The 14,788-nt window shown below is 72.0% G+C and carries 15 protein-coding genes; 3 read left to right on the forward strand and 12 right to left on the reverse strand.

What is annotated here, in order from left to right; translation table 11 throughout:
• Window position 1: 1 nt before the first annotated feature.
• The 6 genes from OG439_RS25750 to OG439_RS25775 form a co-directional block, all read right to left on the reverse strand.
• Window positions 2–1,165, reverse strand: coding sequence for a Gfo/Idh/MocA family protein (locus tag OG439_RS25750; protein WP_326943416.1), 1,164 nt, complete (start codon window positions 1,163–1,165; stop codon window positions 2–4).
• The gene (locus tag OG439_RS25755) at window positions 1,162–2,187 is read right to left on the reverse strand and encodes a substrate-binding domain-containing protein (RefSeq protein ID WP_247055376.1); all 1,026 of its coding nucleotides are present in this window, start codon (window positions 2,185–2,187) and stop codon (window positions 1,162–1,164) included. The genes OG439_RS25750 and OG439_RS25755 overlap by 4 nt, the downstream gene beginning before the upstream one ends.
• Window positions 2,184–3,161 (reverse strand): ABC transporter permease, encoded by a 978-nt coding sequence (locus OG439_RS25760; RefSeq protein ID WP_326943417.1) that lies wholly within the window; start codon window positions 3,159–3,161, stop codon window positions 2,184–2,186. The genes OG439_RS25755 and OG439_RS25760 overlap by 4 nt, the downstream gene beginning before the upstream one ends.
• Before the next feature lie 82 nt (window positions 3,162–3,243).
• On the reverse strand, window positions 3,244–4,749 hold the full coding sequence (locus OG439_RS25765) for a sugar ABC transporter ATP-binding protein (RefSeq protein ID WP_326943418.1): 1,506 nt from the start codon (window positions 4,747–4,749) through the stop codon (window positions 3,244–3,246).
• A complete protein-coding gene (locus tag OG439_RS25770; RefSeq protein WP_326943419.1) occupies window positions 4,746–6,017 on the reverse strand; it encodes an ROK family transcriptional regulator in 1,272 nt (423 codons plus the stop codon). Before OG439_RS25770 ends, OG439_RS25765 begins: the two co-directional genes overlap by 4 nt.
• A gap of 324 nt (window positions 6,018–6,341) precedes the next feature.
• Window positions 6,342–6,803, reverse strand: coding sequence for a MarR family winged helix-turn-helix transcriptional regulator (locus OG439_RS25775; RefSeq protein WP_326943420.1), 462 nt, complete (start codon window positions 6,801–6,803; stop codon window positions 6,342–6,344).
• Between the two features lie 140 nt (window positions 6,804–6,943).
• On the opposite strand from OG439_RS25775, the gene OG439_RS25780 reads away from it, so the two are divergent.
• Window positions 6,944–8,128, forward strand: coding sequence for an MFS transporter (locus tag OG439_RS25780; protein WP_326943421.1), 1,185 nt, complete (start codon window positions 6,944–6,946; stop codon window positions 8,126–8,128).
• A 23-nt stretch (window positions 8,129–8,151) separates the two neighbouring features.
• Entirely contained in the window at window positions 8,152–8,985 is an 834-nt protein-coding gene (locus OG439_RS25785) for an aldo/keto reductase (protein ID WP_326943422.1), read from the forward strand.
• Window positions 8,986–9,033: 48 nt separating this feature from the next.
• Here the strand turns inward: OG439_RS25785 and OG439_RS25790 are convergent, their stop codons facing one another.
• From OG439_RS25790 to OG439_RS25800, 3 genes are all read right to left on the reverse strand, one after another.
• Window positions 9,034–9,873, reverse strand: a complete 840-nt coding sequence (locus tag OG439_RS25790; RefSeq protein ID WP_326943423.1) for an SAM-dependent methyltransferase — start codon at window positions 9,871–9,873, stop codon at window positions 9,034–9,036.
• 134 nt (window positions 9,874–10,007) lie between these two features.
• On the reverse strand, window positions 10,008–11,105 hold the full coding sequence (locus tag OG439_RS25795; RefSeq protein WP_326943424.1) for a sialidase family protein: 1,098 nt from the start codon (window positions 11,103–11,105) through the stop codon (window positions 10,008–10,010).
• 63 nt (window positions 11,106–11,168) lie between these two features.
• The gene (locus tag OG439_RS25800) at window positions 11,169–11,579 is read right to left on the reverse strand and encodes a helix-turn-helix domain-containing protein (protein WP_326943425.1); all 411 of its coding nucleotides are present in this window, start codon (window positions 11,577–11,579) and stop codon (window positions 11,169–11,171) included.
• Window positions 11,580–11,734: 155 nt separating this feature from the next.
• On the opposite strand from OG439_RS25800, the gene OG439_RS25805 reads away from it, so the two are divergent.
• Window positions 11,735–12,151 carry a hypothetical protein gene (locus tag OG439_RS25805; RefSeq protein ID WP_247055397.1) on the forward strand — a complete coding sequence of 139 codons (417 nt, stop codon included), beginning with the start codon at window positions 11,735–11,737 and terminating at the stop codon, window positions 12,149–12,151.
• Window positions 12,152–12,225: 74 nt separating this feature from the next.
• Here OG439_RS25805 and OG439_RS25810 read toward each other — a convergent pair whose 3' ends face one another.
• The 3 genes from OG439_RS25810 to OG439_RS25820 all read right to left on the reverse strand — a co-directional run bounded on the left by OG439_RS25810 (window position 12,226) and on the right by OG439_RS25820 (window position 14,693).
• Window positions 12,226–12,390, reverse strand: a complete 165-nt coding sequence (locus OG439_RS25810) for a hypothetical protein (RefSeq protein WP_247055399.1) — start codon at window positions 12,388–12,390, stop codon at window positions 12,226–12,228.
• Window positions 12,391–12,515: 125 nt separating this feature from the next.
• Window positions 12,516–13,058: a type 1 glutamine amidotransferase domain-containing protein gene (locus OG439_RS25815; RefSeq protein WP_326943426.1), complete on the reverse strand. Its 543-nt coding sequence runs from the start codon at window positions 13,056–13,058 to the stop codon at window positions 12,516–12,518.
• 69 nt (window positions 13,059–13,127) lie between these two features.
• Window positions 13,128–14,693, reverse strand: coding sequence for a SpoIIE family protein phosphatase (locus OG439_RS25820; RefSeq protein WP_326943427.1), 1,566 nt, complete (start codon window positions 14,691–14,693; stop codon window positions 13,128–13,130).
• Between the last annotated feature and the right edge of the window lie 95 nt (window positions 14,694–14,788).

Genomic DNA, 14,788 nt, shown 5'->3' on the forward strand with positions numbered 1-14,788 from the left:
TTCAGCCCGCGCCCGGCACTCCGGTTTCGACGCGGGTCCAGACACTGCGCGCCGCGGCGCTTTCCTCGACCGCCGCGAGCACCCGCTGCACCTGCAGCCCGTCCGCGAAGGACGGTGAAGGGTCCTCGCCCGCGGCCAGCGCGACGAGCAGATCACGCACCTCGTGGGTGAACGTGTGTTCGTAGCCGAGCCCGTGCCCCGGCGGCCACCAGGCGCCGACGTACGGGTGCCCGGGCTCGGTGACCTGGATCCGGCGGAAGCCGCCGAGCTCCGGGTCTTCGGTGTGGTCGTGGAAGGCCAGCTCGTTCATCGCCTCGAAGTCGAACGCGAGGCTGCCCGCGGAGCCGTTGATCTCCAGGCGCAGCGCGTTCTTCCGGCCGCTCGCGAACCGCGTCGCCTCGAAGGTGCCGACCGCGCCGCCGGCGAACCGCGCCAGGAACAACGCGGTGTCGTCGACCGTGACGGCGCCGCGCTCGGCCGATCCGGGCAGTGGCCGTTCGCCGACGAACGTCTCGGTCAGCCCGCTGACGCCGGTGACGAGCGAGCCGGCGACGAACTGGGCGAGGTCGATCGCGTGCGCCCCGATGTCCCCGAGCGCGCCGGACCCGGCCTTGTCCTTCCGCAGCCGCCAGACGAGCGGGAACTCCGGGTCGACGATCCAGTCCTGGAGGTACTGGGCGCGAACGTGACGTATCTCGCCCAGCCGGCCCTCGGCGACGAGCCGCCGCGCCAGCGCCACGGCCGGCACCCGCCGGTAGTTGAAGCCCACCATGGACCGCACCCCGCGGGTGGCCGCCTCGGCGGCCGCCGAGGCCATCGCCTCGGCTTCGGCGACCGTGTTGGCCAGCGGTTTCTCGCACAGCACGTGCTTGCCCGCGGCGAGCGCGGCCAGCGCGATCTCCGCGTGCGTGTCGCCGGGCGTGCAGATGTCCACCAGATCTACATCGCCGGATTCGATCAAGCGTTTCCACTCGGTCTCGACGGACGCCCAGCCGAGCTTCGCCGCGGCCGCCTCCGTGGCCGGTCTGTCCCGGCCGCAGAGCACCGCCATCCGCGGCGCGCGCGGGACGTCGAAGGCCCGGTGCACGGTCCGCCACGCCTGCGAGTGGGCCGCGCCCATGAAGGCGTAACCGACCATGCCCACGCCGATGGTGCCGCCGCTCATTCGAACGACCCCGGCAGGTACTTGTCGACGTTCTCCTTGGTGACGACGGCCGAGAACAGCGTCACGGTCGCGGGCACCTCCTGTTCGGCCAGGTCACCCAGCCCCTTCGCCTGCCCGAGCAACCGCGCCAGCCGGACCGCCGAGGCGGCCATCGTCGGCGGGTAGAGGACCGTCGCCTTCAGCACCGACGAGTCCGCCTTGATCTGCTCCATCGCCGCCTTCGACCCGGCGCCGCCGACCATCAGGAAGTCCGACCGGCCGACCTGCTTCACCGCCTGCAGCGCGCCGACGCCCTGGTCGTCGTCGTGGTTCCAGATCGCGTCGAACTTCGGGTGCGCCTGCAGCAGCTCGGCCATCCGGGCCTGCCCGGTCGGCACGGTGAACTCCGCGGCGGCCCGGCCGATCTTCTGGATGCCGGGGAAGTTGGCCAGCGCGTCGTCGAAGCCCTGCGAGCGCTGCCGCGTCAGCTCCAGGGTGTCGATCCCGGCCAGCTCCAGGACCGTGCCCTTCCCGCCGAGCTTCTGCCCGATGTAGTTGCCCGCGTTGACGCCCATCCGGTAGTTGTCGCCGCCGATCCAGGTGCGGTAGCTCTGCGGCGAGTCGAAGATGCGGTCGAGGTTGATCACCGGGATCCCGGCGTCCATCGCCTTGCGCCCGGCCGGGGTGAGCTGCTTGCCGTCGGCCGGCAGCACGACCAGGACGTCGACCTTGCGGTTGATCAGCGTCTCGACCTGCGCGGACTGGGTGGCGGCGTCGTTCGAGCCCTCGGCGACGACCAGTTCGACGTCGGGGTGGCGCGAGGCCTCCGCGCGGGCGTTGACGGTGATGGCGTTGAGCCAGCCGTGGTCGGCCTGCGGCCCGGCGAACCCGACGGTCACCTTCTTGCCCGGGGTGTCGGCCGCGCCCTGGGTGACGGTCGCGGCGGCGGGCTCGTCGCTGTTGCTCGTGCACGCGGCGAGCGCGCCGACGCCGACAGCGGACGCGCCGGCGAGGAACGCGCGTCTGCGGAGGGGGTTGTTCATGAGGATTTCCTCTCGGTCGAATACCGGCGCTGGACGAGGACGGCGAGCACGATGAGCACGCCCTTGGCGAGCTGCTGCACCGCCGTGGGCAGGTTGTTGAGGGTGAACAGGACGCTGATCGTGGTGAACACGAGGACGCCGAGGACGGACCCGGCGAGCGTGCCGCGCCCGCCGGAGAGCAGGGTGCCGCCGATGATCACCGCGGCGATGGCGTCGAGCTCGTAGAGGTTCCCGTTCCCGCTGGTGCCGGAACTGGTCAGGATGATCAGCATCACGCTGGCGATGCCGCAGCAGAGCCCGGAAAGCACGTACAGCAGGCAGGTGTGCAGCCGGACGTTGATGCCGGCCAGCCGCGCGGCTTCGAGGTTGCCGCCGATCGCGTAGGTGCGGCGGCCGAACGTGGTGCGGTTGAGCAGGATCCAGCCGAGGACGGCGACCGCGGCGAAGATCAGCACCAGCGGCGGGATCCCGAGCACGTAGCTGTCCTGGTAGCCGAGGTCGACCAGCGCCTGGTTCTTCGGCGTGACGGTCTGCGTGCGGCCCTGGGAGAGCTGGATCGCCAGGCCGCGCGCCGAGGCGAGCATGGCCAGCGTGGCGATGAACGCGACCAGCTTCCCGTAGGCGATCAGCAGTCCCGTCACCAGGCCGGCGCCGAGACCTACGGCGACCGCGCAGAACACGATCCCGCCGATGCCGAACGACTGCGTCGCCTTCGTCGTCGCCCACACCGTCGCGAGCGCGACCACCGCGCCGACCGACAGGTCGATGCCGCCGCCGATGATCACGAACGTCATGCCGACGGTGATCACGCCGATCACCGACGCCTGCGTCAGCAGCAGCACGAGCGTGCCGGTGGACAGGAACTGGCCGGGCTGGGTGATCGCGCCGATCACCGCCAGCAGCACGAGCACCCCGACGAGGCCGAGGTTGCGGATTTCGCTGACTTTCCTCCGCTCGGGTGCGGCCCGGGCCACCGGCCGTCCTTCGGGGGCCCGGGTGGCGAAGCCCCCGGCTCGGGGCGGAGCCCCGCTTGTCTCAGCCTGTTCCGACGCTTGTTCAGTCATGGACGCGCTCCTCCAGGATGAGATCCAGCACGCGGCGCTCGTCGAGTTCGCGTGCGTCGGCTTCGGTGACGACCTGGCCTTCGCGCAGCACCAGCACCCGGTCGGCCAGCCCGAGCACCTCCGGCAGTTCGCTGGAGACCAGCAGGATCGCGACGCCGGAGTCGGCGAGGTCGCGGATCACGCGGTACAGCTCGGCCCGCGCGCCGACGTCGACGCCGCGGGTCGGCTCGTCGAGCAGCAGCACCCGGCAGCCCTTGAGCAGCCAGCGCGCGACGACGGCCTTCTGCTGGTTGCCGCCCGAGAGCTTGCCGACGATCCGGCGGACGTCGGCCGGGCGCAGGTCGAGCGCCTCGGTGTGCCCGCGCACGGCGTCGATCTCGGCCTTCCCGCTGAACCAGCCGAACCGCGCGTACCGCCGCAGCGACGGCAGGGAGACGTTGCGCGCCACGGAATCGTGCAGCAGCAGCGCCTGGCTCTTGCGTTCCTCCGGCGCCAGGCCGAGCCCGCCACGCACGGCCGCGCCGACGCCGTTCTTCAACGGCTTCCCGGCCAGCCGGATCTCCCCCGCCGTCGCCTTGCGCGCGCCGTAGACGGTCTCGAGGACCTCCGAGCGGCCCGAGCCGACCAGCCCGGCGATCCCGAGGATCTCGCCTTCCCGCACCGAGAACGTGACGTCGTCGAACGCGCCTTCCAGCGTGAGGCCGGTGACGCCGAGGACTTCGGGTTTGCCGTCGTGCGCACCGGGTTCCGGGCGCGGCGGGAACGGGAACTCGACGCGGCGGCCGGTCATCCGGGCGACCAGGTCCCCGGTCGGCGTCGTGCGCGCGGGCAGCCCGGCGGCCACGGTCCGGCCGTCCTTGAGCACGCTCACCCGGTCGCCGATCTCGCGGATCTCGGCCAGCCGGTGGGAGATGTAGAGCACCGCGACGCCGCGCGCGGTCAGCCCGCGGATCACCCGGAACAGGTTGGCCACCTCGTCGGCGGCGAGCACCGCGGACGGCTCGTCGAGCACGATGAGCCGCGCGTCGAGCGAGAGGGCGCGGGCGAGGCTGACGATCTGCTTGCCCGCCGCCGACAGCGTGCCGACCTCGCGTTCGACGCGGATTTCCTGGTGCCCCAAGCGGTCCAGCAGCTTGCGCGCCTCGGCTCGCATGGTGGTGCGGCGGACGAACCCGCCGCGGGCCTGCTCGTGGCCGAGGAAGACGTTCTCCGCCACGGAAAGCCCGTCGACGAGGTCGAGCTCCTGGTACAACGTGGCGATGCCGTGCCGGATCGCCGCGGTCGGGTTCGGTAGCCGCACCGGCGTCCCGTCGAGCCGGATCTCGCCGGTGTCCGGCCGGTGCGCGCCGGCGAGGACCTTGATCAGCGTCGACTTCCCGGCGCCGTTCTGCCCGAGCAGGCAATGGACTTCGCCGGCTTCGACGCTCAGCTCGACGTCGTCGAGCGCGCGCACACCCGGGAACTGCTTGCCGATCCCGGTCATCTCCACGAGCGTCATCCGCTGTCCCTTTCCGCGCGCACCGGCACCAGCGCCGGGTCGTCGAACACCGCCTGCAGCGCGACGTGCGCGCCGCCGCGCGAAGCCGCGGAGAACCCGAGCCAGGACAGCTCGACGCGGCAGCCCCCGATGCCCGGCGCGATCACGCGGGCCTCGAGCTCGGTCATCATCGGGCCCAGCAGGTACGGCCCCAGCTGGGCGAAGTAGCCGCCCAGCAGCACCACCCGCGGGTTGAAGACGTTGATCAGCACGGCCGCGCCGACCCCGAGACCGGTGCCGACCTGCGCCAGCGCGTCGAGCGTGCGCTTGTCCTTCAGCTGCGCGCGGCGGCGGATCATGTCGAGCCGCTGTTCGAGGTCGAGCGACGGGTCGTGCACCGGGTCGTTCGGCGACGCCGCCAGCCGCAGCATCCCGGCCAGCCCGACGAGCGTCTCCCAGCAGCCGCGGCGCCCGCAGCCGCAGACGCGCCCGGCCGGGTCGAGCTGGATGTGCCCGATCTCGCCGGAGAACCCTTCGGCGCCGCCGAGCAGCCGGCCCCCGGAGATCACGCCGCCACCGACGCCGATCTCGCCGGTCAGGTACACGAGATCCGCGGTCCCGGCGACGCTGCCCATCGCGTATTCGCCGAGCGCGCCGAGGTTCGCGTCGTTGGCCGTGCGGATCGGGAACGCCGGCGGCCCGAGGCGGCGCGTCAGCCGTTCGGTGATGCCGCGGACGACCGGGACGTCGGTCCAGTGCAGGTTCGGCGCGAAGGCGACGGTCCCGCTCGCGACGTCGACCAGCGCCGGGATCCCGACGGTCACGCCGGCCGGCACGACGCCGAGGCGGCGGCATTCCCGCAGCGCCCGCGCGGTCAGCTCGGCGCCGGCGTCGAGCACCTTCTCGACGGGAAGCGCTTGCACGTCGAGCGCGACGCGTTGTTCGAAAAGGACGGTGCCGGTCAGGTCCAGCGCGAGGGCGGTGAGGTAGTCGACGTTGATCTCGACGCCGATCCCGCCGACGCCGCGGCCGTCGAGCTCGACGATCGTGCCGGGGCGACCCACCGAACCGGCTCGTTCGCGTTCGCCTTCGCGGGCCAAGCCGCGTTCGACGAGCTCGGAAACGAGGCTCGACACGGTCGCCTTGTTCAGCCCGGTGTCCGCGGCGATGCCCGCCCGGGACCGGGATCCCGCGTCCCGCAGGTGCCGCAGCACCAACGCGAGGTTCGTCCGGCGGACCGCGGCCTGGTCGGCCGGGCGCACCGGTTTGAGCGAAAAGGAGGAGTCCACGCCGACACCGCCCGAGTTCGTCTGGTGGGACAACAAATTAGGGCGGGCGGAACGAACGGGTCAACGAGGTAACCGGGCACCGGGGCCGGACGAAAGCCGCAAAAAGCGAGCTGACCAGCGAAACTATCGAACCGGGGCGGGAATGCCGTCCCACGGATGGAGCACGGGTTCGGGTGCGTGGCCGCCGTAATCCCGCCGCCGAACGGGAGCGGTTTCGGAATGCCCCGCTGATCGGGACGTTCCACCGAAAAGCGCAGTCACGCGCGGACTCCGCCATTCGGCTTGCACAATTGTCGGGCGGACCGACGAAACTTTCTGAAAGCGTCAGGCGGTGCGGGTGCCGGGGAACGTGAGTGTGCCGAGGGCGCCGACGAGCGGCGCGAGTTCCGGCAGCGCTTCGGCTTCGGCGAGGGCTTCGGCCAGCGCGGTGTCGTGGGTCGGACGGGCCGCCGTCAGCAGCTCCCGCCCCGCCGGCGTCACCTCGGTGTAGATCCCGCGGCGGTCGTCCGCGCAGAGGTAGCGGGCCAGCAGCCCGCGGTCCTCCAGCCGGGTGACCAGGCGCGTCGTCGCGGACTGGCTGAGCACCACGGCGTTGGCGAGCTGGTTCATCCGGAGGTGGAAGCCGTCTTGGCGGCCGAGGACGTCGAGCACCGTGTACTCGCTCACCGAAAGCTCGTGGTCGCGTTCGAGGGCGCGCTGCAGCCGGTCCTCGATCCGCGCGTGCAGCGCGGCCAGCGTCCGCCAGCCCTGCGCGCGCGCTTCGACGGCGTCGTCGTCCAGTGACACGGTTCACCTCTCCCCGGCTTGCGCGCACACCGTTGCACGCTGCACCATCAAGCTTGTGCAATATACGGCGTCTGCAACTATCTCGGACGCTCGTAGTTGCCGACGCTGCTGACCACTCTACCCGGGGAAGAAGGAAGTCCATGCCCGCCGCCCTGCTCGCACTGGCGATCAGCGCTTTCGGGATCGGCACCACCGAGTTCGTGATCATGGGCCTGCTGCCCGAGGTCGCGGGCGACTTCGGGGTCTCGATCCCTGCCGCCGGCCTGCTCATCTCGGGCTACGCGCTCGGCGTCGTCGTCGGTGCTCCCGTGCTCACCGCGCTCGCCTCGCGGGTGCCGCGCAAGACCGTGCTCGTCGCGCTGATGGGCCTGTTCATCGCGGGGAACGTGCTCTCCGCGCTGGCCCCGAGCTACGGCCTGCTGATGACCGGCCGGGTGGTCGCCGCCCTGGCGCACGGCGCGTTCTTCGGCGTCGGCTCGGTCGTCGCCGCCTCGCTCGTCGCCCCGGCCAAGCAGGCCGGCGCCATCGCGCTGATGTTCACCGGCCTGACCGTGGCGAACGTCCTCGGCGTGCCCGCCGGCACCGCGCTCGGCCAGGCCTTCGGCTGGCGCTCGACGTTCTGGGTGGTCAGCGCCCTGGGCGTGGCCGGCGCGATCGGCATCCTGGCGCTCGTGCCGCACCAGCGGCCCGCCCCGGGCGCGGGCCTGCGCGGCGAGCTCGCCGTGTTCCGGCGTCCGCAGGTGTGGCTCGCGCTGCTGACGACGGCCCTCGGCTTCGCCGGGGTGTTCGCGTCCTTCACCTACATCGCGCCGATGATGACCGAGGTCGCCGGCTTCTCCAGCGGCGCCGTCACCTGGCTGCTCGTGCTCTTCGGCGCCGGCCTGTTCGCCGGCAACCTGCTCGGCGGCAAGGCCGCGGACCGCAAGCTGATGCCCAGCCTGTACGTCATCCTCGCCGCGCTGGCCCTGGTGCTCACGGCGTTCGTGTTCACCGCCCACGCGCAGGTGCCGGCGGCCATCACGATCGTGTTGTTCGGCGCGGCCGGCTTCGCGACCGTGCCGCCGCTGCAGGCCCGCGTCATGGCCAAGGCCGAAGGCGCCCCGGCGCTGGCCTCGGCGGCGAACATCGCCGCGTTCAACCTCGGCAACGCCGGCGGCGCGTGGCTCGGCGGCCAGGCCATCGAGGCCGGCCTCGGCTACACCGCCCCCAACTGGATCGGCGCCCTGCTCGCCGCGACCGGCCTGGCCGTGGCGCTCGTCTCCGGCCTGCTCGACCGCAAGTCCCGGGTTAGTTTCGAACCCGGGGAACGGGTACCCGCCCGATGAACCACCCACCGAAAGGAACCTTCGTGACCAGCGTGCCCGTGATCGAACTCAACAACGGCGTCCGGATGCCGCAGCTCGGCTTCGGCGTCTTCCAGGTCCCGGACGCCGAGACCAAGGCCGCGGTGCAGGCCGCGCTCGAAGCGGGTTACCGCAGCATCGACACCGCCGCCGTCTACGGCAACGAGGCCGGCGTCGGCCAGGCCCTCGCCGAGTCCGGCGTCGCCCGGGACGAGCTGTTCATCACCACCAAGCTGTGGAACTCCGCCCAGGGTTACGACGCGACGCTCGAGGCGTTCGACGTCAGCATGGAGAAACTCGGGCTGGAGCAGCTGGACCTGTACCTGATCCACTGGCCGACGCCCGAGCGCGACAAGTACCTCGACACCTGGAAGGCGTTCGAGAAGCTCCACGCCGACGGCCGCGTCCGCGCGATCGGCGTGTCCAACTTCCAGCCCGCGCACCTCGAGCGGCTGCTCGAGCACGCCGAGGTCGCCCCGGCGCTCAACCAGGTCGAGCTGCACCCGTACCTGCAGCAGCGGGAGGTCCGCGAGTTCGACGCCAAGCACGGCATCGCGACCGAAGCCTGGAGCCCGCTCGCCAAGGGCGGCTCGCTGCTGGGCGACCCGATCGTCGCGGAACTGGCGGTCAAGCACAGCCGCACGCCCGCGCAGATCGTGCTGCGCTGGCACCTGCAGCTGGGCAACGTGGTGATCCCGAAGTCCGTTACTCCGTCACGGATCCAGGAAAACTTTGACCTGTTCGAGTTCACCCTCACGGAGGAGGAAGTGGAGTCGCTGACGCCGCTGAACCGCGACGAGCGCACCGGTCCGGACCCGGACACCTTCAACGCCGCCTGATCTTTTCACCCCGAGCCCGGCACTTTCACGTGAAAGTGCCGGGCTCGGTCACAGCTTGCGGGCGACTCCGCCCAGCGTCAGGAAGTTCAATTCGCTCAACGGGTGGATGCGCGGGCCGTCCGGCCACCATTCGTGCAGGTAGACCAATCCCGGCCGAAGCGGTTCGAGGCCGTCGAAGAACGACGCGATCTGCTCCCGCGACCGGTGGACGCTGCCCAGCCCGGTGCCCTGGAAACTGGTCTCCAGCAACCGCGCCAGTTCCTGGCGCGGCGAGTCCTCTTCCGGGTCGAAGTTGTGCGTGAGCAGCAGGTACGACCCGGGCGCGAGCGCCGCGACGTATTCCGTGACGATCTTCTTCGCCCGGTCGTAGTCGTCGATGTGGTGCACGATCGACGTCAGGATCAGCGCCACCGGCCGGGAGAAGTCCAGGTGCTCCCGGACGACCGGGTCGGCGAGGGTCTCCGCCGGCTTCGTCAGGTCCGCGCCCGTGACGTGGGTGAGGTAGTTCTCCTCCAGCAAAGCGCGCCCGTGCACCTGCACGACCGGGTCGATGTCGACGTACACCACCTGCGCGTCCGGGTTGTATCTCTGGGCCACCTGGTGGGTGTTCTCCGCGGTCGGCATGCCCGAGCCCAGGTCCAGGAACTGGTCGAGGCCACGCTTTCCGGCCAGGAACCGCACCGCGCGGACCAGCCAGTCGCGGTGTTCCTTCGCCATCGTGCGCGCGCCGGGCGCGATCGCCAGGAGCCGCCGCATCGCTTCGCGGTCGACTTCGTAGTGGTCGTGCCCGCCAAGCAACGCGTCGGACAGCCGGGCCAAGCTCGCCTTGCTGAAATCGAGGGCGGCTGCGCCTCCCTCGGCCCCGGACCGCAGGTCCCCAGGCGTCATCGACTCTCCCTCGTCGAGCGGCGGACGAGCCCCTGCCCCGGGCTCGGCCACCGTGTCCGGCAACGGACAGTGCTCAGACTACGACATGGCGTTCATCAAGTGAACCGCGCAAGGGCCTTGCCTGCCAGGCACAATCAGCCGAACAGGAGTTCGTGCCACGTCGTTCCGCCGTCCGTGGACCGGTACACAGCGGAGCCGTCGGCCGCGTCGGGCTGGCCGTCGACGACCACCCCGGTGCCGCGGCCCGGGAAGTCCAGATCGGTCAGACTGAGCCCGCGTTCCGAGAGGACGGTCGTCGTCCAGGTGCGCCCGCCGTCCGTCGTGCGGTGCAGGAAGCCGACGCCGCCGCCCTCCGCCGCGATCGTCGCGGACGCCGGTGACGCCGCGCCGAAGCCCTGCGTGATCCCGACGACCGGGGCCGCGTCGGTGCCGCTGAACGTCCCGCCCAGCCGCGCCGCGTGCCGCACGCTCCGTTCCGTCGAGCCCGGCTGGGGCGAGCCGGGACTGCTGCTGCACAACGCCACGACCTGCTTGTCCCGGACACCGGCGAGCGACGCGACCGTCCCCGTCGGGCACGGCGGCGCGGCCGGGGTGAAGCGGACGCCGTCACGCGAGGTCCAGTACTTCTCGTCGCCGTAGTTCGCGCCGAGCGCGACCTGCAGGCCGCCGCCGACGGCGACGTCGCCGTAGGTGATGTCCCCGGTGACCGCGAAGCCCGGCATCGGGACCAGCACCGGCGACCCGGCGGCCGCCGAGTACAGCCGCGTCGAGCCGCGGCCCTCGCCGTACGTGCTGAGCACGGCGAACACGCGGCCGCCGGTTTCGGTGATCTTCGAGACGTAGAAGGGTTCCCGCGCGTCGACGAGACCGACCGGGTGCCAGCTCGCGCCGCCGTCCCGCGTCGTCCGCACGTGCACGCCGTCGCTCACGTAGGCGACGCGGTCGGTGACGAACGTCAGCGCGACGTGGTTGTGGTTGTCCGGCAGCGGCATCGAGGGCGCGCCGAGGCGCCGCCAGTGCCGCCCGGCGTCGGTCGTGCCCAGCAGCGCCGGGCACCACGACTTCGCGCAGGGCGAGTAGCCGAGGACGTAGCCGGTGTCCGGGCCGGTCCAGCTGGTCGACGCGGGCTGGAAGCCTTTCGGGACAACGGTTTCCGCGGAAGCGGGCGAGGCGGGGACGGCCAGGGCGGTGAGGACGGACAGCGTCAGTGCCGTACGCCGGAGGAGTCTCATGATCACCTGGACGTGCCGTGGCGGCCCGGGTTGCCCACCCGGGGCGAGGTTCAGCCGCCCGGCTCAGCCCAGGCCTTCGACGAACCCCGCGACCATCCGCAGCAGGTCCGCGCCGGCCGCGAGGTCACCGAGCACGATGAGCTTCAGGACGGACTTCTCCTTGTCGTAGATCGTTTCGACGCGCAGGGACTGCGGTCCCTGCAGCGACGCGTGGACCAGGGTGGCGATCCGGTCCGCCGTCGCCCGGTCGACGTCCTCGATCTCGACCACGCTCGAGAGGTCCGCCTTCTTGGCGGACGCCGGCGCGGCGGCCGGCAGCCCGGTGAAGGCCGCGAGGTCGGCCGCGGTGATCCGGTACTGCTTGCCGATCCGGACGGCCTTCAGCCGCCCGTCGCGCACGTAGTTCCGGACGGTCCGGACGTGCAGCCCGAGCTGCGTCGCGACCTGCTCGACGGAGTAGACCTCCTGCGCCATGACCCTCCTCGATTTCCGCAAAGTACCCTATCACGCCCCATGTTTCGGAAGTTTACGGAACACCGGGTTTGCCGGCTCCGGCATCGGGTACCTCTTCGTGGCACCGCACGCCCCAGATCCGTCCACAGAGGACTGTCGAAAGGACGGCGCCGACGATGCCGTATCCCCCTCCCCCGGAGCAGCCCTACGATCCGCGGTACGAACCCGCCGCCACCGAAGAAGTCGTGGAGCGAACCCCCGCCCGCCTCCGGATCGTGCGCACGGTCAACGCGCTCATCCACCTCGTGTGCGCGGTGTTCGCGCTGGTCCTGGCCGTGCACATCGTGCTGGTCTTCGGCGAGGCGAACGCGGCGAACGGCTTCGCGCACCTCATCTCCGAATGGTCGGCCGGCGTCTCCCTGGGCCTGCGCGACCTCTTCACACCGGACTCCGAGAAGTTCCGGGTCTTCTGCAACGACGGCCTGGCCGCGGTCATCTGGCTGGTCATCGGCGCGGTCCTGACGGACGTCATCACCCGCATCGGCGCCCCCGGCCCGAGGCGGGTCTGGTACCGCCGCCGCAGCTACCGCTGACCACGCGGCTCGCTGCTCCGCTGCAAGAAAGGGCCCCCGGATCGTGATCCGGGGGCCCTTCGCGTGCGGGAGACTCAGCTCTGCTGCGGTTGTTCGGCGACGGTCTCGACCGGCGCCGACTCCGGCTGCGGGAGGGCCTCGGCGGCGTCGGCGGCCCGGGGCGCGGGAACGCGCTCGGCGGCGACCACGTCGAAGTGTTCACGGCACCAACGGCCGTAGCGCCTCGCGTTCACTGTCATTGCGTCCACCTCCTCTCGGGCGGTCCTGGCCACCCCCTCAGCGTCCTCCGCCGGAACGCCGAAAGCCAACATATTTAAGCGGGACTTAAGGACACGGCCGGGTGAATGTCCACAGAGGACGGCCGTCAGCCCGCGAACTCCCGCACGACCGCGGCGCAGAACGCCGGCAGGTCGTCCGGGTTGCGGCTGGAGACCAGGCCGTTGTCCACGACCACTTCTTCGTCGACGACGGTGGCCCCCGCGTTACGCAGATCGGTCCGGATGCTCGGGTACGACGTCAAGGTGCGGCCACGCACGACATCCGCCTCGACGAGCGTCCACGGACCGTGGCAGATCACGCCGACCGGCTTGCCCGCGCGCACGAAGTCGCCCACGAACTTCACCGCCTCGGGGTTCACCCGCAGGTTGTCGGGATTCATCGTGCCGCCCGGCAGCAGCAGTGCGTCGAAGTCGCCGATCGCCACGTCGGAAACCTTGCGGTCGACGGCGAACGTGTCGCCCTTGTCGATGTCGCCGTTCATCGCCTGGATCTCACCGGTGTCCACGGACACGAGCTGCACGGTCGCGCCTTCGTCCAGCACGGCCTGGCGCGGCTGCTCCAGCTCGACCTGTTCGACGCCGTCCGCGGCCAGGATCGCGACCCGGCGGCCTTCAAGTGCATTCGCCATGGAACGGAATTACCCGCTCCGGCGGCCGGCAAACGCACCGGCGAACGCGGCAGGCCGGCAAGCGGACGATCAGTCCGCGCACTCCACGGCCAGCACGGCGATGTCGTCGTGAGCGGAGCTGCCGAGCCAGTCGCGCACGGCCTGGCGCAGCTGCCGGACGACCTCGCGGGCCGGCTGCCCGGCCGCGGCCGTCAGCACCGCGCGCAGCCGGTCGTCGCCGAACAGTTCCGACGGGTCGTGCCGGTTGCGGGCCTCGGTGATGCCGTCGGTGTAGAGCAGGCACATGTCGCCCGGCCCCAGCCGCACCGTCGCTTCGGCGAACCGCGCCTGCGGCGAGATGCCGACCAGCGTGCCCGGGACGGTGACCTCTTCGACGCCGCCCGCGTGGCGCACGATCAGCGGCGCCGGGTGCCCGCCGGAGGCCAGCGTCAGGTCGACGCCCTCGTCCGTCGGGGTGGCCGTGCCGAGCACGAGGGTGGCGAACCGGCTGCTGCCGCCGGCGATGAGCAGCTCGTTGAGCAGCCGCAGCAACGTCCGGCCGTCGCGCTCGACCATGGCGAGCGCGGTCAGCGCGTGCCGGACCCGCCCGGTCAGCGCCGCGGCCTCGGCGCCCTTGCCGCAGATGTCGCCGAGCACCAGGAACGCGCTGCCGTCGTCGTGCGGGAGGACGTCGTAGAAGTCGCCGCCGACCGCGAGCACCCCGCCGGCCGGCTCGTACCAGGTCTCGAAGCGGGTGCCGGCCAGCTCCGGCGGGTCGATCGGGCGCAGTGTGGTCTCCAGGCCGCGCGTCGCCTCCTCCTGCCGGGCGTAGCGCTGCGCGTTGGCCAGCGCCGTGCCGGCCGCCTTGGCGAACTCGACGACCGCGCGGTCCTGCTCGCCGCCGAACTCCGGGTCCGCACGGCGGCCCAGCAGCAGCGCGCCGGTGACCCCGGCGCTCGCGCTCGGGCCCAGCGAGACGGCCGTGACCTCGGTGTGGTCGGCGAACCGGTCCGCGACGATCGACGGCAGCGTGGCGACCTCGGCCGCGGGCACCGGGACCGGCTGCGGCCGTCCGGTGGCGCCGAACGTGGCCGCCAGCACCGGCGCGACCTGGGGCGGCACCCGCCGGATCCGGCCGTGGCCGTGCGCGGCCGGGGGCTCGCAGCTCCACCACTCCCACCGGCCGCGGGTGGTGGGCAGCAGGACGAACACGGTCTCGGCGAGCGCGGCCGCGGCCAGCTCGGCGATCACGCGGGCGGTGCCGTGGCGGCCGCGCGCGGCGGCCAGCCGGGGCCCGGCTCCGGCCAGGAAGTCGCCCACGTGCCGCCGCGGGGAGACGCTCTCCCCTTCGGGGCCGGCGACGGTCCAGGCGTGCCAGCCGCCGGGCAGGGCCCGGACGCGCGCGGGGTGGCGGTGGCCCGTCACTTCCACGTGCCCGGAGGTCTCGGCGACCGGGTGCAGCTTCGGCTCGATGTCGCCCGTCAGCGTCCGCGCGGCGGGGTTCGCCCAGCGCAGCACACCCGCGGCGTCCTGCAGGAACACGGCGTCCCGCACGTCCTCGAGAACGGCCCGGCCGAAGGCGTCGAACCCCGGCGGCGCGTCACCGCCGGCCATCGGCGGCAGGGCTGCCGACGCCGGAGCCGGACGTGACACCATGCACGGACCTCCTGCCTCCGGACTGCTATCGCACGGCTACCGCGTGAGCGGGCGGACTGGCTCGAAGTGTAGGGCGAATCATGGCACGCTGGGTC

The organism is Amycolatopsis sp. NBC_01307 (assembly GCF_035975215.1).
Classification (GTDB): Bacteria; Actinomycetota; Actinomycetes; order Mycobacteriales; family Pseudonocardiaceae; genus Amycolatopsis.